The sequence below is a fragment of the Kribbella sancticallisti genome (assembly GCF_039530625.1).
Lineage (GTDB): Bacteria > Actinomycetota > Actinomycetes > Propionibacteriales > Kribbellaceae > Kribbella > Kribbella sancticallisti.
In genome coordinates this window covers 76,837-94,346 of sequence record NZ_BAAAOS010000049.1, presented here as the reverse complement: position 1 = coordinate 94,346, position 17,510 = coordinate 76,837, and the positions used below count along the sequence as shown (strand labels likewise).

Annotated in this window: 19 protein-coding genes, 1 tRNA gene and 1 pseudogene; 6 read left to right on the top strand and 15 right to left on the bottom strand. The window is 67.4% G+C overall.

What is annotated here, in order from left to right; genetic code table 11:
• From ABD255_RS31800 to ABD255_RS31785, 4 genes and pseudogenes are all read right to left on the bottom strand, one after another.
• A pseudogene (locus ABD255_RS31800) lies at positions 1-446 on the bottom strand (response regulator); the annotation flags it as partial.
• Entirely contained in the window at positions 443-1,606 is a 1,164-nt protein-coding gene (locus ABD255_RS31795; RefSeq protein WP_344220488.1) for a sensor histidine kinase, read from the bottom strand. The gene ABD255_RS31795 and the pseudogene ABD255_RS31800, both read right to left, overlap by 4 nt.
• A 5-nt stretch (positions 1,607-1,611) precedes the next feature.
• Positions 1,612-2,157 (bottom strand): metal transporter, encoded by a 546-nt coding sequence (locus ABD255_RS31790; RefSeq protein ID WP_344220487.1) that lies wholly within the window; start codon positions 2,155-2,157, stop codon positions 1,612-1,614.
• Between the two features lie 139 nt (positions 2,158-2,296).
• A complete protein-coding gene (locus ABD255_RS31785) occupies positions 2,297-3,457 on the bottom strand; it encodes an alpha/beta hydrolase family protein (RefSeq protein WP_344220486.1) in 1,161 nt (386 codons plus the stop codon).
• Between the two features lie 518 nt (positions 3,458-3,975).
• Between ABD255_RS31785 and ABD255_RS31780 the strand changes: the two genes are divergently transcribed.
• The 3 genes from ABD255_RS31780 to ABD255_RS31775 all read left to right on the top strand — a co-directional run bounded on the left by ABD255_RS31780 (position 3,976) and on the right by ABD255_RS31775 (position 6,090).
• Positions 3,976-4,049 (top strand) — tRNA-Met (locus ABD255_RS31780).
• Positions 4,050-4,222: 173 nt separating this feature from the next.
• On the top strand, positions 4,223-4,876 hold the full coding sequence (locus ABD255_RS44025) for a hypothetical protein (RefSeq protein WP_486336050.1): 654 nt from the start codon (positions 4,223-4,225) through the stop codon (positions 4,874-4,876).
• Positions 4,877-5,916: 1,040 nt separating this feature from the next.
• Positions 5,917-6,090 carry a hypothetical protein gene (locus ABD255_RS31775; RefSeq protein WP_344220485.1) on the top strand — a complete coding sequence of 58 codons (174 nt, stop codon included), beginning with the start codon at positions 5,917-5,919 and terminating at the stop codon, positions 6,088-6,090.
• Between the two features lie 22 nt (positions 6,091-6,112).
• Here the strand turns inward: ABD255_RS31775 and ABD255_RS31770 are convergent, their stop codons facing one another.
• The 4 genes from ABD255_RS31770 to ABD255_RS31755 form a co-directional block, all read right to left on the bottom strand.
• Entirely contained in the window at positions 6,113-6,967 is an 855-nt protein-coding gene (locus ABD255_RS31770) for a ScoMcrA-related endonuclease (RefSeq protein WP_486336049.1), read from the bottom strand.
• A 36-nt stretch (positions 6,968-7,003) separates the two neighbouring features.
• Complete coding sequence (locus ABD255_RS31765; RefSeq protein WP_344220483.1) at positions 7,004-7,990, bottom strand: DUF6884 domain-containing protein; 987 nt, start codon at positions 7,988-7,990, stop codon at positions 7,004-7,006.
• 90 nt (positions 7,991-8,080) lie between these two features.
• The gene (locus tag ABD255_RS31760) at positions 8,081-8,458 is read right to left on the bottom strand and encodes a DUF1304 family protein (protein WP_344220482.1); all 378 of its coding nucleotides are present in this window, start codon (positions 8,456-8,458) and stop codon (positions 8,081-8,083) included.
• Positions 8,459-8,502: 44 nt separating this feature from the next.
• Positions 8,503-9,393 (bottom strand): LysR family transcriptional regulator, encoded by an 891-nt coding sequence (locus ABD255_RS31755; RefSeq protein ID WP_344220481.1) that lies wholly within the window; start codon positions 9,391-9,393, stop codon positions 8,503-8,505.
• A gap of 57 nt (positions 9,394-9,450) precedes the next feature.
• Here ABD255_RS31755 and ABD255_RS31750 point away from each other — a divergent pair, with 57 nt between their 5' ends.
• Positions 9,451-10,245 (top strand): NAD(P)-dependent oxidoreductase, encoded by a 795-nt coding sequence (locus ABD255_RS31750; protein WP_344220480.1) that lies wholly within the window; start codon positions 9,451-9,453, stop codon positions 10,243-10,245.
• A 30-nt stretch (positions 10,246-10,275) separates the two neighbouring features.
• Here ABD255_RS31750 and ABD255_RS31745 read toward each other — a convergent pair whose 3' ends face one another.
• From ABD255_RS31745 to ABD255_RS31735, 3 genes are all read right to left on the bottom strand, one after another.
• Entirely contained in the window at positions 10,276-10,602 is a 327-nt protein-coding gene (locus ABD255_RS31745) for a putative quinol monooxygenase (protein WP_344220479.1), read from the bottom strand.
• Positions 10,603-10,728: 126 nt separating this feature from the next.
• Entirely contained in the window at positions 10,729-11,724 is a 996-nt protein-coding gene (locus tag ABD255_RS31740) for a proline racemase family protein (protein WP_344220478.1), read from the bottom strand.
• A gap of 15 nt (positions 11,725-11,739) precedes the next feature.
• Entirely contained in the window at positions 11,740-12,627 is an 888-nt protein-coding gene (locus ABD255_RS31735; protein WP_344220477.1) for a MurR/RpiR family transcriptional regulator, read from the bottom strand.
• Positions 12,628-12,895: 268 nt separating this feature from the next.
• Between ABD255_RS31735 and ABD255_RS31730 the strand changes: the two genes are divergently transcribed.
• Positions 12,896-13,732 carry an alpha/beta hydrolase family protein gene (locus ABD255_RS31730; RefSeq protein WP_344220476.1) on the top strand — a complete coding sequence of 279 codons (837 nt, stop codon included), beginning with the start codon at positions 12,896-12,898 and terminating at the stop codon, positions 13,730-13,732.
• Between the two features lie 45 nt (positions 13,733-13,777).
• Here the strand turns inward: ABD255_RS31730 and ABD255_RS31725 are convergent, their stop codons facing one another.
• From ABD255_RS31725 to ABD255_RS31715, 3 genes are all read right to left on the bottom strand, one after another.
• Positions 13,778-13,972: a hypothetical protein gene (locus tag ABD255_RS31725; RefSeq protein WP_344220475.1), complete on the bottom strand. Its 195-nt coding sequence runs from the start codon at positions 13,970-13,972 to the stop codon at positions 13,778-13,780.
• A 273-nt stretch (positions 13,973-14,245) separates the two neighbouring features.
• Positions 14,246-15,049: an ABC transporter permease gene (locus ABD255_RS31720; protein WP_344220624.1), complete on the bottom strand. Its 804-nt coding sequence runs from the start codon at positions 15,047-15,049 to the stop codon at positions 14,246-14,248.
• An 18-nt stretch (positions 15,050-15,067) separates the two neighbouring features.
• Positions 15,068-15,967: an ATP-binding cassette domain-containing protein gene (locus tag ABD255_RS31715; RefSeq protein WP_344220474.1), complete on the bottom strand. Its 900-nt coding sequence runs from the start codon at positions 15,965-15,967 to the stop codon at positions 15,068-15,070.
• A gap of 83 nt (positions 15,968-16,050) precedes the next feature.
• Here ABD255_RS31715 and ABD255_RS31710 point away from each other — a divergent pair, with 83 nt between their 5' ends.
• Positions 16,051-16,800, top strand: a complete 750-nt coding sequence (locus ABD255_RS31710) for a TetR/AcrR family transcriptional regulator (RefSeq protein WP_344220473.1) — start codon at positions 16,051-16,053, stop codon at positions 16,798-16,800.
• Here ABD255_RS31710 and ABD255_RS31705 read toward each other — a convergent pair.
• The gene (locus ABD255_RS31705) at positions 16,788-17,435 is read right to left on the bottom strand and encodes a nucleoside/nucleotide kinase family protein (protein ID WP_344220472.1); all 648 of its coding nucleotides are present in this window, start codon (positions 17,433-17,435) and stop codon (positions 16,788-16,790) included. The genes ABD255_RS31710 and ABD255_RS31705 overlap by 13 nt on opposite strands.
• Between the last annotated feature and the right edge of the window lie 75 nt (positions 17,436-17,510).

Sequence of the window (17,510 nt, the reverse complement as noted above, 5' to 3'; positions counted from 1 at the left end):
CCGCGACCGCGGGGTGCCGACTCGTTCAGGTGCCTCAGCAGCCGCAGGGTGATCGAGGGCGAAACGAGCGCCTCGCCGTTGCAGGCGGCGCGAACGGCCTCGACCAGGAGGCCGGGCCCGGCGTCCTTGAGGACGAAACCAGCCGCACCACCGCGCAGGGCGCCGTCCACGTACTCGTCGAGGTCGAACGTGGTGACCACGACGACCCGGATCGGATCGGTCACCTGAGGGCCGGCCAGTGCGCGAGTGACCTCGATGCCGTCGAGCTTGGGCATCCTGATGTCCACCAGGCACACGTCCGGCCGCAGCCGCCGGGCCAACTCGATCGCCTCCGCGCCGTCCGCGGCCTCTCCGACGACGGTGATGTCGGGCTGGTCCTCCAGGATCAGCAGCAGTCCCCGGCGGATCATCGCCTGGTCGTCGGCGAGCAGGACCTTGATCGTCATCCGTACTCCTCGGTGGGCGCAGTCTGGGTGTCGGTGGGGAGGGGGAGGGGGAGGGTCGCGCGCACCGACCAGCCTGGTACGCCGGGCCGCGGGCCGGCGTAGAGGGAGCCGCCGAGCGTTTCGACACGTTCGCGCATGCCGATCAGCCCGTACCCCGCGCGGTGGTGGGGCCGGCTCGGGTTCGGGGGAGCGTTGTCGGCGACCTCGACGGTGACTCCCTCGGCGTCGCGGGCGACGGTCACCTCGAGTGAGGTGGCTTGTCGCGCGTGCCGCAGGACGTTCGTCAGCGCCTCCTGCACGACGCGGTACACGGTACTGGTCACCTCCGGCGGCCACTCCGTCTCGTCGTAGGGCATGGTCAGGCGCACCGGCGGACCTTGCCGGCTGAAGCGCTCGACCAGCTCACTCAGACCTTCAGGCCTGGCCGAGGCGGACGCCACATCGTCGGTGTCGCGCAGCAACCCGAGTACACGGCGCATGGCGGTCATGGCCTCGGACCCTGCTGCCTCGATCTCCGTCAGCGAGTCCGGCACCTTCTCCGGATCACGCCGCGCGACGACCTGTGCGGCCTGGGCCTGGATCAGCATCCCGGTGATGTGGTGAGCCACGACGTCGTGCAGTTCGCGGGCCAGCTCGAGCCGTTCGGACCGGCGTACCTGGTCGGCGACGTTTCTTGCCTGGTCGTCGAGTCTGCGCAGCAACAGACCGGCCCCGACGCCCGCAAGCCAGGCCGCTGCGGCGATCGCCGGGACGGCCGACGCCGGCTTGGCGGCGAACTGACCGGCGACGACCAGTAGACCGGCGCCCGCGATGGCCCCGGCCCGTACTGGCGGCAGCGCCCGTACTGCGGATCCGATGAGCACCGCCAGGCCGAGAACCAAGGCGGGCCCGAGACCGACGGGCAGTCGAGTGGCGGGCAGCAGCGGGACGACAACCGCCACCGCGGCCACGCCGAGACCCGTGACTGCTGTCCAGAACCGTTCGCGCCGGCGTATCAGCGCCAGCGCACACACCACCACGGCGGCGACGCAGCCGGGAACCCAGAATGCGGCCCCCCAGGTCTGGGCCAGCGCGAGGGACTGGACAGTGATCGCGACGAGGAAGACCACCCCGAGCCCGATGGTGGACAGGACCTTGACCCATCGGTTCGGATTAATCACGGAGGTCAGGTTACCGAGGCGCCGGCCACGGTCCCGCCCTGTTCGGCAAGACCGGGCTGGGGAGCCTTGGTACGCCGGGTGCGATCGAGACCGCGCAGGAGCGGCCCGAGGACGAGGGCAGCGATCATCCCCATCGTGGCCAGGACCGTCACAGTGCTGAAGCTGTCGAACCAGGTCGCCCCGACGATCACGAGACCGCCTGCGGCCACCCCGGCGGCCGGCCTGATCGGGAGCGTCCGGATCGCGGAGCCGACGAGCACCGACAGGGCCAATGCCGTGATGGGCGCGGGCTCCCGCGGCAGGTCGTCGGCGGCCGACAGGGACACGGCAACGGCGATGCCTGTCACGGCGATCCCTGCGATCGCGGTCAGCAGCCTCTGTCGTTCGCGCAGCATTGCGAGGCCGCCAACGACGATCGAGACGGCAGAACCGAACACCCACGAAGCGCCGCCCCAGCTGGTGATCAGCATGAACGTCGTGAAGGCGATGCCCAGGACGAACACCAGGCCGAGGCCGATGTCGAGCACCTTGCGAGTCTGCGCTGTGGTCATGCTGTTCAGGCTAGGAAGCCGAAGTAGGTGGGGAACCGGCCGAAAGTACGGGAGCCTGTCGGTGGGGCCGTGCTTTGGGCCAGTTCTCCACGTGCCTCATCGAGGCGCTCCGCCGCCGCAACAGGTCCGTCGCGGGAGCTCAGGCCGGGTAGCTGAACTTGACCTCGGGATAGCGCGCCGACGGCCGGTTCAGCAGGGGTTGTTGTCTACCGCGCAGGTGCTGGTCGAAGAAGGCGCGGACATAGGCCCGGGTGATCTCCACGGAACGGGTTCCCGGGAGACGACTGCCGAAATCGAGGCCGATCTGCTGGGTCAGCGTGTCGTAGTCGGTGAAAGACGGGTGCACCGCTCCGGTCACCCTGAGCTCACGCTTCCACCCGGTCAGGCGTGGCCAGTTGCGGTCCCACGATGCTTCGGCACCTTCGGCGCCGAAGATCAGGAACGGGCGCGCCAGCCCGCTCGCGGGCAGGTCCTTGAACATCGAACCGTCCAGATTCGCCCCGGCCAGGACCCTCCGGTCGGTCAGCATGGTCTCGCCGACGCTCGCGCCGCCGAGGGACATCCCCGCCATCGCGATCCGGGACGGATCGATCAGCGGGCCGCCCTTCCACTTCGGCCGTGACCCGGTCAGTTCGTCGAGCACGAAGGAGACGTCCTGTGCCCTGCTCTCGATGACGGCCTTCTCCATGTCGACGCCCTCGGGCAGCCCGCACGCGGCGCAGGTGACCACCCGGCCGTCGGGGAATGTCATCCCGTGGTTCTCGTAGGTGTGGTCGATGCCGGCCACCAGGTAGCCGTGGCTCGCGAGTTCCTCGGCCAGGGCGGTGAGTGAGCTGCGTGGCCAGGGGAAGCCGGGCGACAACACCACCAGCGGCAGCCCGCGTTTGCGTCCCGCCGGTCGCACATCAGTGGAGGCGTTGGTCCGGGTCCGGCTCAGCACGTCCGCCGGTACACCGGTGACGCCCGATTCCGTCAGCAGCAACTCCGACTCCTTCGGCGTCATGTACTGCGCCCGGCGCGTACCGGATGACGTCGCCGGATACCAGAGGGAGACCATCAACTCCCTCGCGTTCGCCGAAGGGACCCAGGGATCCCGGCGGGAAACGTCCTTCAGGTACAAGGAAGTGGTACCGACGGGGCGGGGACCGGTCGGCTCAGGGAGATAAGGCGTGGCAGCGGAAACGACCGCGGAACCGCTGGGAGCAGCGACCAGGGTGGTGGCCACGACGGCGAGCAGCCCGACAACGGCTGCTACGCCACGCCGTTTGGCCCGGTCTCTTGGGGTGATGTGATTTCGCATGACGCCATCCTGTGAACCGTCACGGTCCCCACCATCGGCCCGAAGGACGGTTGATGCCCTTCGCAACCGTCCTTCCGGCCGACTCCTCGCCCGGCCAGCGTGGTCTCACACTGCGTCAAACCGCCCGACATCAACCTTCGAGCCGCAACGACGCATGCGCGTCGGTCACGGCTCGAGCGAGCACGACCCGCGCGATGAGGTCAGCTTGGCGGTCGCAGACCGCCCCGGCTGATCAGAGCGTTGACCGCTTCGGTCACAAGGACGAGCCACCCCGTGTCCCCTCATTCGGTCGCGGCTGGCTCGCGGCAGATCGTCGCCAACCGCGGCCCATCGACAGCGCCACAACACCGACTTGAAATCGACGGGTAGGGCTACGGTCCAGGACGGGAATCCAGAGTCAAGATCAGTGATCTGGAGCGGTGATCGGCCCAGACCATCAGGTCCAGACCGTCGCCTTCCCGGGGCCCGATTTGGACGCTCGGCGGCCATGACCTAGACTCAAGCTTGTAAGAAAGCGGCGCGGGGTGGAGCAGCTCGGTAGCTCGCTGGGCTCATAACCCAGAGGTCGCAGGTTCAAATCCTGCCCCCGCTACTTTGGAAGGCCCGGACCATTAGGTCCGGGCCTTCGCCTTTCCCTGGGCAGTCCCCGCGCCCGCGCCCGCGCCCGCGTCGCTGGCCCGGCGCTAGCTCCCACCCGCCCGCAGACGCGAGTCTCCGTTGCTGGGCCGGGATCGTGACCCGGAGCGGCTCACGGAACTAGTCCGGGTGACGGATGCCCGGCTGACGACCATCACTGGGCCAGGTGGGGCGGGCAAGACGCGGCTGGCTGTCGCGGCGGCTGCCGGGGTGACCAGCGAATTTCCCGATGGGGCGTACTTCGTGTCGCTCGCGGCTGTCGATACCGAGCAGGTGTTGTGGACGTCGATCGCCGAAGTCCTCGACGTTCCCGCGCGAGAGCGGACCCCGAGGCGGCTCACTGCTCAGCTGGCGAGTTGGTCGATGCTGCTCGTCCTCGACAACTTCGAGCAGGTCCAAGGTGCGGACCGAGTCGTCGCCCGGATTCTCAAGGCCGCTCCTGGCGTCGCCGTCATTGCGACCTCGCGGCGATCGCTCGGACTGGTTGCGGAACGTCAGTATCCGGTAACACCACTGACCTTGCCGGACGATGGGTCGCTATCGGCGGCCGAGGGCTCCGGAGCCGTGCAGCTCTTCGTGCACCGCGCCCGGGCTGTGCGGCCGGGGTTCACGCTGACGGATGAGAATGTGAACGATGTGGCCGCCCTTGTGTCGCCGACTGGACGGCCTGCCGCTCGCGATCGAGCTGTGCGCCACCCACCTTGGAGTGCTCAGCACCAAAGGTCTGCTGGTTCGCATCGACCAAGCCCTCGACATCGCCTCGACCAGCAGCGTGACTCCTGAGCGACAGCGGACGCTGCGCGACACCATCGCCTGGTCCTACGACCTACTCAGTCCGGCCTATCGCCGCGTCTTCCGTCGACGCGCCGCCTCAGCCGGTGGCGCCGATCTCGAAGCGGTCGCCGCGGTCGCTTGCACGCCAGACGTCGATCCACTTGACGCCGTCGCCAAACTCCAGGACGCCAGCGTGGTGACGACCGAGGATCTCGCTGCTGAAGACGATCGGCCAGTACGCCGCCGATGTCCTGAGGGCTGCCGGCGAGGCAGAAGACGCCCGTACTACGCACGCCGAGTACTACGCGGGTGTGGCCGGCAGCCTCCAGGCGATGCGCGAATCCACCCCCGCGACCGCCCTCGAACTCGCCGAGCTCGGACTCGACAACTTCCGCGCCGCACTCATCTGGACCGTGCCGCTGGAACCCAAGCAGGGAAGGGAGATCGCCGGTCGGGCTTCGGCTGTGTGCGGCTCTCGGGTGGGTCTGGTTGGTGGGTGGCCACGTTGCCGAAGGGCGCCGCTGGCACGAGCACGTCGTGGCGCGGGCGAGCGCAGTACGGTCGTCGGACCTGGCGCGTGCTTGCGCGGGCTAGCGAATTGCCTGGTCCACACCGTGGTGAGCCTGGCCAGCCCGAGCCTCACGATGGCCTTCGCGAACACCTCGATGAACATCCTCATCCGCCAGGACCATGCCGCACTCGCCGCCCGGTTGTTCGGAGCGGAGGAGGCGATGGGAAGCGGCTCGAGATGCCCAACCCGTACCCAGAGGATGAGCTCGCTGACGCGCTCGATCTGCTCAACGGCGCGATGTCGGCCGACGATTGGCAGGGTCACCGACGGCGAGGCCAGCAGGAGCGCGTAGAGGGCCTGCTCGCGTTGTTCCCGGGCCTAAGCTCAACATCTCTTGAAGATTGGGCATCAACTTCTAGTTCCCTCCCCGACCATCCGGAAACCCCCCAAAATAAGCGGTCCCGCGACCTTGTGCACGAGCCGCTGACGGGAGTTAGATGAGCGCCTTCCGTCCCCTGGACTCCGTTAGGAGATCTCGATGTTCGCCATCATCGCCGCGGTCATCTTCGGCCTCGCCCTCATCCTCGACTGGGCCAACGCCACCGTCAGCGACGCCTTCACCCCCCAAACCCTCCTGATGGCCGGCCTCCTCTGCATAGCCCTACACCTAGCCGGCGTAGGCGCCTCCACCAGATGGGGCCGCCGCCGGTAGCGAACCCTCGGCGGGCGCCTACTCAGTCGCAGTAGTCGCAGATGCCACTGGCGGGGACCTGCAGGTGACAGGTCGGGCACTGGGCGACGGGCCGGTCGGCAAGGGCGGCCTTGCGTGCTCGCTCACGGCTCGCCGCCAGTCTCGGCACCAGGGCTGGGCTGCCGCCATCAGGTGGCAGCCCAGCTGCCTCGAAGTGCTGATAGCAGGCGAGGCGCTCGTTGGCGGCATGAGCGTCCGAATCTTCGGGTGCTTCGCCGTAGGCGGCAGTCACGGCGATCGCGTAGCCGTCACCAACACTGCCTTCCGTGTTGACGCAAAGGGAGGACAGGAGCGGCTCGCCACGGCGGGAACAGTCGGCCGCTACCCGCGCGAGCACGTCACCGATCCAGTAGTGCATGAGTTGCTTGGTGCGGATACCAGTGCGGTACTGGACGTGGTTCGCGAGTTCCTTGTAGGTCACGACCGAGCGGTACCGGTTGGCTGCATCAAGGAGGACGTCGCGTGCTGCCTCGGCCCACGCCGACCGAGCGTTGTCGGAGCCGACCTCGGAGGCTTCCCGCCACGTTCCCGTAGCTGGTACGTCGCCCGGTGCCGAGATATCGACATAGGTCACCTCGAATCCCAGCTCGCGGAGGACTTTTGCCGCCCCGGTCCTGCCGCCGGAGAACGACGAACTCGTTGCGGCACGCCCGGTCGCGTACTTCTGCGCGACGCCGAGGATGGCCTTCGAGTCGTAGGTCTTGCCGTCGTAGCGCAGCAGATACTCTCTTGCTCTGCCGAAACCGTAGGTGGCAAGGAAATCATCGACACCGCGATCGTCGCACTCCTTCATGGCACTGAGCACGTGATCTCGAGTTACGGCATCTGAGTCCGGCACAAATCCGACACTACTCGGGTCGTCAGGCTTTCGTCGCTAGCTGACTGCTCGCCTGAGCTCGCTGAGACGCCGTCGAACAGGGGTGGGTGTCATGCCCTGGAGGTTGAGGGGCGGATCAAGTTCGTGAAGCACCGCTCGCTCGACTCTTCCGAGGGTGTCAGCGTCTTCGTAGGCGATGGCGATGACTCGGAGGTGCGCATGCATCCACGCGGTCAGGGCGGCCTCGTCGATGTGGTCGGACTGGATGGCAGACGCGTGGATGGCGCCGAGGGAGCGCCTGAAGGTCGAGAACTCGTGATTGCCACCCAGGTGCATGCCGACGATGCGTGCCCACAGCGTGTTGCCGGACCGTTGACCGCTGGGCCATCGGGTAGCACCCGCAAGGCCGGCATAGATCAGCCCCTCGCTGACGGGGAGCTCGAGCCCGCGGCTCAGCAGCTCTGCGCCGGAAACATCGACCCACCAGCTGTAGAGCCCGGGCAGCTTGAGATCCGCACGATCCGACGAAAGGAACACCGCCGGCGTCACAGCACTTGGTTCGTCGCGCAGGAGGGTGACCAGTGGATTCGGATCGAGGCTTGACGTCGGTGACGAATCGACGGTGTACCAGGCCAGTCGTTCGCCCATCGTGAGACCTCGCAGTGGATCTTCGACGGACGCTCCGAGCGCGCTCAGGTGAGGCAGGATCGCCGCGACGTACGCCGAACCGGCGTGTACCTCGATGGTCTTGCCGTTCAGGGGACCGGCGATCAGTTCGAGTCTTGCCGCGACCCAGGCTCCCCAGGCGGCGCGGTAGCCGGCCGAGGTGTCCGGCAGGTACCGCTCGTACGGAGCCAGCCACTCCTCCGGGGCGACCAGACCATGCTCGGCGGAGAGGATGAACCAGGGACGCCCGGTCTGCTCCGCGTACGCACGCTCCTTCCTGAAGAGAGAAGAAGTGTAGAGATCCTTGGCGGCCGCAGGGTGGGACAGCTTCGACTTCACGCACGTGATGAGCACGATATCCGCGCGCGGTGAATGCACGGCCACACCTCTGCTCGCCTCCGACGCCGGCTCATGGCCATTCGGCCATCGTGAAGCAGCCTCGTCCTCTGGCTGGTTGCGGTCAAGGAATCAGGTCGCGGCGTAGGCGATCAGGAGGATGACGTTGGGGACGGCTTCCATGAGGGTGTTCAGCCAGAGTTTGGGTTGGGTTATGAGCATGACTATGGACAGGAAGATGTGTTGGCAGGCGGTGAAGAGGATGAGGGCCTGGCCGGCGTCGGGGTGGGTGGTTTCGAGGAGGTAGGCGCCGAGGAAGAGGGCGACTGCCGTGGTGAGGTTGTAGTAGGCGATGGAGATGCGCCAGAGGCGGACGGCTTGGTAGTCGGCGGGCTTGATGAGGAACATGAAGTAGAGGCGTGGGTGGCGGTAGAAGAAGATCTCCAGCGCCCAGACCACGACGAGGATCGCGCCGATGATGACGGCGAGCACCTGGACTGTTGTGCTCATGTGGATCACCCCCGTCTCCAATATGGTACGAGTCTCTGACTATTTCAAGAGCGGAGTACGTCGAGGAAGGCGCGGGTGGCGGGGGAGGGGGTCAGGCCGCTGATGGTGGCTGTGTAGATCTGGCGGGGTGGGACGTCGTCGGGGTGGATCCGGACCAGCTTGATGTCCGGGCGGACGGCTTCGGCCGCCAGCTGGGGGATCAGGGTGATGCCGATGCCTGCGGCAACGAAGCCTTGTTTGGCCATCCAGTCTCGGGCGACGAAGCCGATGCGGGGCTGGAAGCCGGTTCGCAGGCAGGAGCTGATCAGGGTGTCTTCGGGGCGGGAGCTGCCGGCGATCCAGTACTCGTCCTGGAGGTCGGTCAGTCGGACCTGGCGTCTGCGGGCTAGGCGGTGGTTCATCGGCAGGCCTACGTACATGAAGTCGTCGCAGAGTTTTTGGAGGTCGAAGCCTTCGAGGTGTTGCACGGTTGGGTAGCTCACTACGGCTACGTCCGCCTCGCCGGCTCCGAGCAACTCGAGCAGGCCGGAGGTGAAGCCCTCGCGCAGGGTCACCGTCACGTCTGGGTAGCGGCGGTGGAAGGTGGCGATGGCTCGGGGGACTAGGGCGGCGTCGGCGGTGGCGAAGGCGCCAACGCGGAGTCGGCCTGTGGCTAGTTCTTGCAGGTCGGTGAGCTCCTGCCGGGCCGCGTCCAGCCGGTCTAGTACCGCCTGCGCGTGGGTCAGGAGACGCCGGCCGGGCTCTGTCAGGCGGACTCCCCGCGGCAGGCGGTCGAACAGCGCAGTACCGGCTTCGTCTTCCAGGGTGGAGATCTGGCGGGATATTGCCGATTGGGTGTAGCCGAGGATCGGGGCCGCGGCGGTGAACGAACCGCGGGCGGCGACCTCGACGAAGACGCGCAACAGTGGAGTGGAGAAGTCATGCTGAACCGGCATGGGTTCCATGCTAGACATTCGCTACTCACATCGGTCCCTCCGACCTAGCGTGGAGGCGTGGACAAGAACACGAAGATCGCGTTTCTCGGGCTCGGGTCGATGGGTGCGCCGATGGCGCGGAGGGTGCGGGAGGCCGGCTATCCGCTCACGGTCTGGAACCGGTCGGCTGATCGGGCAGCCGAGTTCAAGGCGGTGGCGGAATCTCCGGCTGAGGCCGTTCGGGATGCGGATGTGGTGATCACGATGCTGGCGGATCCGCCTGCGGCTCGTGAGGTGGTCGGGGCGTTCGCAGCGGCGATGAAGCCCGGCAGCCTACTGATCGACGCCTCGACGGTCGGGCCTGCTGTCGTTGCGGAGTTGGCTGACCTGCTGCCGGCCGAGGTCACGATGATCGATGCGCCGGTGATGGGGAGCGTCGATCGCGCGGCCAGTGGGGAGTTGCTCTTGATGGTCGGCGGAGATGCGGATCCGGTGATGCCGCTGCTGGAACTCTTCGGCACGGTCAACCGCACCGGCCCAGTCGGAACCGGCGCCGCACTGAAGCTCGTGCTGATCAACGCCGTCGTCAACGGTGTCGCGCTGATCGGGGAAGCGATGGCGCTGGCAGACGCTCTCGGCCTGCCGGAGGACCAGGTCCGAGCTGCCCTGGCATCCTCACCCCTCGCGGGCCTGGCCGGCCGAGCATTTGCCGATGGCTCCTATTTCCCGATCCGCCTGGCTGCCAAGGACGTTGCCCTCGCCTCGGAAGCCGCCGACCTGCCGGTGGCGCGCGCAGTACACGAGCGTCTGACCGCCTACCCCGCCGCCACCGACGAAGATCTCGGTCAGATCGTCAAGTACTTCAGGTCGTGAACACTCCGCCAGAAGTCCAGGCGCTCGAACTCAGCGGTTGACGGCCAGTTCGCCGAGTTCGGACCAACTGTCCTGGGGGAGTTTGAAGTTGACGATCTTGGGGGTTTCGACCAGGTGGGGCGGGAGGGTTTGCTGGGCGGTCTTGAAGTGGGGGGAGTTGACGTGGGCTCCGGCCGCGTCGTCGTCGGCGAAGGCTTCGACCAGGACGTACTCCGTGGGGTCGTCCAGGCTGCGGGACCAGTCGAACCACAGGCAGCCGGATTCGCTGCGGGTGGCCGTGGTGAAGTCGGCGGTGATCTCCGGCCAGTTGTCGGCGTGTTCGGGTAGGACTTTGAACTTCGCGGTGATGAAGATCATCTGACGACTCCCTGGGATGACGACATGGGCAAGGTCGATGTTATCGGCGGGTGCGCCGGTGGTAGATCTCAATTCGAGACGAGCCGGTACTGCGGGCCGCCGGGCCGGCGTCGGCGACCAGGGGAGTCAGCGCAGCGTGAAGCCGGTGCCGAGGGGGTCGCGGGGGTCCAAGGTGAAGGTGGCAGCGCCGGTGCGGTAAGCGTTGCCCTGGACCTCGGTGATCACGCCCTCTGAGGTCTCCGCGACCACCCGGCCGAGGAACGTGGTGCCGACGATGGAGTCGTGGCGTAGTACCTGGTTCGGAGCGAGTTGACCTGAGTCGGCGAGGAGGGCGAGACGGGCGGACGTGCCTGAGCCGCAGGGGGACCGGTCGACCTCGCCGTCGGCGAAGACGGCGACGTTGCGCTGGTGCGGACCACTGGCGGTCTGGCCGAGGTCGTCGTACAGGATCGTGCCGTAGATGCCGTCCAGTCGACTGTCCGAGGAGTGGCGAGCCCAGGGAGTGTCGTTCAGGGCCCACTTGATCTCGCGGCCGATGGCCAGCAGTTCGGAATAGTTCGAGGGGGTGACGGACAGGCCCACGGATGAGGCGGAAACGCTTGCGTAGAAGGCGCCGCCGAAGCTGATGTCCGCGGAGACAGTCCCGCGGCTGGTGGACACGGAGGCGGCCCGCGTCACGACGTACGAGGGAACGTTGCGGAAGGCAACGTGATCGACCGAGCCGCCGGAACAGGTGACTCGGGCAACGACCCGACCGGACGGTACGTCGATCACCACCTCGGTGTCGCCGGAGGGCGCGGCCTTGACCAGGCCGGTTTCGACGGCCCAGGTGCCGAGCGCGATGGTGCCGTGCCCACACGCGGTGGAGTAGCCGTCCTTGTGCCAGAAGAGGACGCCGAAGTCAGCTCCCTCGTCATCGCCGGGGACGACGAAGCCGCCGTACATGTCGGCGTGACCTCGCGGTTCCTGAACGAGTAGCTGCCGGACCGCGTCGACCGACGCGGACGTGATCGCGAACGAGCGGCGCTCCGGCACGGTGGCCCCGGTGATCTCACCGAACCCGTCGGTGACGATCCGGAACGGCTCACCCGCGGTGTGGTAGTCGACGACCGAGATCTCCATGAACCTCTCCCGCAGTCAGAAGCCGAGTTGCTGGCGGATCGTCTCCAGGGTGTGGGCTGACTCCAGCGTCGTCTCGGTGTCGGCCGCCGCTACGGCCTGCGCCAGCGCGTCGGTGGTCACGATGGTGGTCAGAACCTCGGCCGTAATGCCCGTTACCGTGTTCGGCACGTGGATGGCGACGGTGACGTCGTCGGCCAGCCGCTCGGCCACCTCCTGCTCGCTGAGCAGGATAATGCCGGCGCCGACCGCGCGGGCCCGCTCGATCACGGTCTCCGCGTCGATGATGAGCCGGCCCGGCGCGATCACGATCACCGCGTCGCCGCGTTCGATCGCGAGCAGGTCGTCGGCGAGCCGGAAGCCCGCGGTCTGGATGCAGCGGCTGCGGCGGCCGAGGCGGCGCAGCTTCAGGGTCAGGTGCTCCGCGGCGACATAGTTGGCGCCGAAGCCGTAGGTGGTGATTTCGCGAGCCTCGAGCATCAGCCGGACGGCCTCCTGGTAGGAGTCCATCGACAGGTGCTCGTTGAGGAACTCGATCCGCTCGATCGCCTCGCTGATCACCCGGTCCCAGACGTGCTTCGGGTCGCCGCCGGTCATCTCGATCCGGTTCCGCAGCCGCTCCTCGCGGTGAACCTGGTTGAACGACGTCGCGACCTTGTCCTTCAGCTCGGCCAGGCCCGCGTACCCGAGCGCCTGCAGGGTGCGGATCACCGTGGCGTTGCTCGTCTTGCTCTGCACCCCGAGCTCCTGGGCGGACAGGTAGAGCAGTTGCTCGGCCGGAGTCTCCGACAGCGATCGGCAGACAGACCGGGCGGCCGGCGTGAACTCGTCCCAGTGGTCCCGGATGCGGGCGCGGAGTTCGACGATGGCCGAATTCCGTGGAACCTCTGTTACATCATCCGTCATGTGTGTATCATCCGATCCACTTGTGCGTGTAACAAACGGTCCGCGCCTAGCTAAGTTTGTAACACAATTCCCAGGGAGGCGCGGTGCCGAAACTGAGGGTCATCGAAGTATCCGGTACGGCCACCGCGGTACGGCGTACGGCCAGGCGGACCTGCGCCGAGATCCTCGACCTGTCCGGGCCGTGCAGCCGGAGCGCGTCGCCGAACTGCGGGCCGCGTTCGCCGGCGACGTCTGAAAACTGGAATTTTCTTTCAAAGGACGTGACCGTATGACTGTGCTTCAGCCGAACCAACCGACGTCGGTCTTCTACCAGCGCGGATCCATCCCCACCTTCGCCTCCCAGGTCGACCCGCGGCTGCACTACTGCATGTACGTGCCGCAGCACCTGAAGGACGACGAGAAGGCGCCGCTGCTGGTCGTCCAGCACGGGACCGCGCGGACCGCGATGACGTACCGGACGCACCTGAAGCCGTTCGCCGACGAGCACGGCGTGGTGGTGCTGACGCCGACGTTCCCGGCCGGGCTGATCGACCCGACGGACCTGCACAACTTCAAGTTCATCGAGTACCAGGGCATCCGCTTCGACCAGATGCTGCTGGCGATCATCGACGAGGTGGCCGAGCGGTTCCCGATCGAGAAGGAGAAGTTCTACCTGCACGGCTTCTCCGGCGGCGGTCAGTTCACCCACCGCTTCCTCTACCTGCACCCGGACCGGCTCGCCGCGGTCTCGATCGGCGCGCCCGGCCGGATCACCGAACTGGACGACACGCTGCCGTGGTGGCTCGGCACCAAGGGGTTCGAGGAGAAGTTCGGCCAGAAGATCGACGAGGACGCGCTGCGGCAGGTGCCGATCCAGCTGGTGGTGGGCTCGGAGGACGTCGAGACCTGGGAGATCAACAACCCGGGGGAGTCGAACTGGATGGACGGTGCCGAGAAGACCGGCAGTACCCGGATCGAGCGGCTCCGCACGCTGGAGCGCAACTACCGCGCCCACGGGATGAACGTCACCTTCGACGTCGTTCCCGGCGTGGCCCACCGCGGCTCGCTGATCCTGCCCGCGGTCGAGGCCTACTTCGGCAGGCTGATCGACGCAGCCAAGCCCTGACCGCTGGTCAGGGCTCGGGGCTCTTGCTGGAGTTGCTCGGGGGAGTCAGGCGGCGATGCGGTCGGACTGCTGGCGGGCCCAGACGGCGCGGCGCAGTTTGACCTTGTCGGGGTAGCCGGCATCGCGGCCGACCAGGTACACGTCGTGACTGCTCATCTTGACCATGGCGGCGACAAACCAGACCGGGTTTCCCTCGGCCAGCATGGTGATGATCATCTGGTGTGCGGTGTTCTCGGACATGCTGACCCTCTCCTCAGTCGGTTGTTCCTGCCTTCACTGGTACGTCGGATCAGAGGAGACGAAATTGACATGCCCGGAGAACTTTTTTTGAGCCCGGGCGGTCAGAGCCCGGAGAAAACGAGTGCCCCGATCGAGTGATCGGGGCATTCGCCCGTGCGGGTCCCGGGGGGAGTGGGACCACCACACGTGGGGGGGACCTCGAATCTATCCCGGTCGAGGGGTCATGTCAGAAGTATTCCGCTGAGCGGTGCGAAGCCTGCGGCGAACGGTCGATCAGCCGGTGGTTCGGCGCCGGTAGAGCAAGCTGGCCAAGGTGATTGAGCAGGCGAGCAGACCGCCGCACCAGGCTAACGCGATCCAGCCGCTCGAGCCCAGCGCAGTACCGGTGAGGAAGCTGCGGACGGACTCGATCACCGGCGTGATCGGCTGGTGCTCGCTGATCGGCTGGAGGAAGCGGGGCATCGTCTCGGTCCGGACGAACGCGCTGCTCAGGTAGGGGAGGAAGAGCATGAAGAAGCTCAGCGCGCTGGCCGATTCGACCGTCTTCGCGATCACGCCGAGCGCCGCGGCGAGCCAGGACAGCGCGATCACGTAGAGCAGGAGCAGACCGATCGCGGCCAGCCAGTCGAGCGGAGTCGCGCTCGGCCGGAACCCCATCGCGATCGCCGTGAGGATGACGATCGCGGTGGACAGCGCGTTGCGCGCGACGCTCGCGGTGACGTGCCCGGCCAGGACCGCGGAACTCCGGATCGGCAGCGAGCGGAGCCGGTCGATCATCCCGCTGGTCATGTCGTCGGCGACCGCCATCGCGGTGTTCGCGGCGCCGTACCCGGTGGTGAGCAGCAGGATGCCCGGCACCACATAGTTGATGTACTGCGTACCGGTGTCGATCGCGCCGCCGAACACGTAGACGAACAGCGCCATCATCAGCAGCGGCAGGACCACCGACATGATCAGGGTCTCCGAGTTGCGCCGGGTCAGCCGGATGCTGCGATCCATCATGGTGATCGCGTCGCTCACGGCGGCGCCGAAACCGTCGTGCCTGGCGGCCTGGGCGATCGTGTCTGGTGAGGTCATCGTGGTCACGGTCGCCTCCTAGGCGGTGAGGGTCAGGAAGACGTCGTCGAGCGTCGGGCGGTGCGACGACACCCGCGCGGGGCGGAGCCCGTGGTCGCGCAGTTGGTCGAGCACGCGGTGCAGATGCTCGGCGGATCCGTCGGACGGCAGGTTGACGGTCGGGCCGTCGGTCAGGCCGCCGAGGAGTTCCGCCGCCTTGCGGGCCTCGGGTTCGGCGGCGAAGTACAGCTCGATCCGTTCGCCGCCGACCTGGGTCTTGAGGGCGTCGGCGGTGCCGGACGCGGTGATCCTGCCCTGGTCGAGCAGCACGATCCGGTCGGCCAGGCGGTCGGCCTCCTCGAGGTACTGGGTGGTGAGCAGGATCGTCGTGCCGTCGCGGACCAGGTCGCCGATCGCGTCCCACATGGTCAGCCGGCTGGCCGGGTCGAGCCCGGTGGTCGGTTCGTCGAGGAAGATCACCCGCGGTCGCGCGACCAGGCTCATCGCGAGGTCCAGGCGGCGGCTCATGCCGCCGGAGTAGGTCTTGGCGCGGCGGTTCATCGCGCCGGTCAGGTCGAACTGTTCGAGCAGTTCGTGCGCGCGCCGCCTGGCGGTGGCCCGGCCGAGATGCATCAGCCGGCCGACCATGACCAGGTTCTCCAACCCGGTCTGGTTGTCGTCGACCGCGGCGTACTGCCCGGTCAGGCTGATCACTCCGCGGACCTTGGTCGCCTCGCGGACGACGTCGTACCCGGCGATCGTCGCGTGGCCGGTGTCCGGTCGGGTCAGAGTCGTCAGGATCCGGACGATGGTGGTCTTGCCGGCGCCGTTCGGCCCGAGCAAGGCGAGCACGGAGCCCTCCGGCACGCCCAGTTCCACCCCTTGCAGGACCACGGTCGCCCCGAAGGACTTTCGCAGGCCGGTGGCCTCGATGATCATGCCTTACCCCCTCTACTGCGTATTCGGTACGCTAAATAGCGTAGCAGGTACGCAGTACTGGTTTCTAGACTGAGGGGGTGGAGATGAGCGAGCAGCCTGACCTGCCGGCCGACGTCGCACTGATGTGGGGACTGCGGGCCGTCTCCAAGCGCGGGCCGAAGCCTTCGCTGACGGTCGAGGACATCGTCCGGGCCGCGATCGAGATCGCCGACGCCGAAGGTCTGGCGGCCGTGTCGATGGCCCGGGTGGCCGAGCGGCTCGGCAACTCCACAATGGCGCTCTACCGGCACGTGAAGAGCAAGGACGACCTGCTCGTGGTGATGCAGGACGCCGCGCTCGAGCGGCCGCGACCGATGCCCGACGGGGTCGACTGGCGGACGGCGCTGGTGTTCTGGGCGGACGGCGTGATGACCGCGGTCCGCAAGCACCGCTGGTACTCGAAGCTGGCGATCTCGGGACCGCCGGCCGGCCCGAACAACCTGGCCTGGTTCGACGCGGCGCTCGGGGCGCTCGACGGCACCGGCCTGAGCGAGGAGAGCAAGGTCGGCGTGGTGATGGGGCTGATGACGTACATCCAGGGGCAGATGCGGCTCAGCCTCGACCTGGCCGCCGCGTACGCCGACCACCCCGACACCTTCAGCCGGTACGGCGCGACGCTGGCCCGGGTGATCGACCCGCGCGAGTATCCCGCCCTCGCCCAGGTGCTCGCGGCCGGCGTGTTCGAGGAGCCGACGACGTTCGACGACTCCGACGACACGGACTTCGACTTCGGTCTGCAGCTCTATCTGGACGGTGTCGAGCGGTTCATCGAGCGGGTCTGTCAGGACAAGTAGAGAACTGCGTCGGCGGACGGTTTCGTCGAGGCGATCAGCCTGGCGTTCGCCTCGTCGCTGCCGAAGGTGCGCTCGTGCGCCTCCTGGTCTGACCTTCCGTAGCGCCGGTGCCTCGCCTCCAGCCGCTCGTGCCTGACATCCTCGTTCAGCTCGAGGTACCAGCACTCGTCGAGCAACTTCCGGCCGGTTGCCCAGGGCAACTCATCGAAGAGCAGGTAGTTGCCTTCCGTCACCACCAGCGTCGTCTCGGGCCGGACCTGAATGCCGGCAGCGATCGAATCCTCCAGATTCCGATCGAACCGCGGCGCCCAGATCGACTCGTCCGGCGATTCCTTCAACCGCCTGAGCAGCGCGACGAACCCATACCCGTCGAACGTCTGCGGAGCTCCCTTCACCGCCGCCAGGTTCAGCTCCTCCAACGCCGCCTGCGCGAGGTGATACCCGTCCATCGGAACCAGCACGGCGTGATGCCCATCCGCGACCAGCCGCGCGGTGAGCTCCTCGGCGTACGTCGACTTCCCGGCGCCGGGCGGCCCGACGATCCCAAGGATCGCCCGGCGGTTCGTGGTCGCAAGCCCGACGGCTCGCGCGTACGCCTCGTCGCGGGTCAGACTGGTCTGCGGATTCGGCTGCACCCCGAGATCTTGTCAGGCCTGGACAGCGCTGCCCAAGTTTGCGCAAGGCGAGTGACATCTCAGGGCGGACGGAGC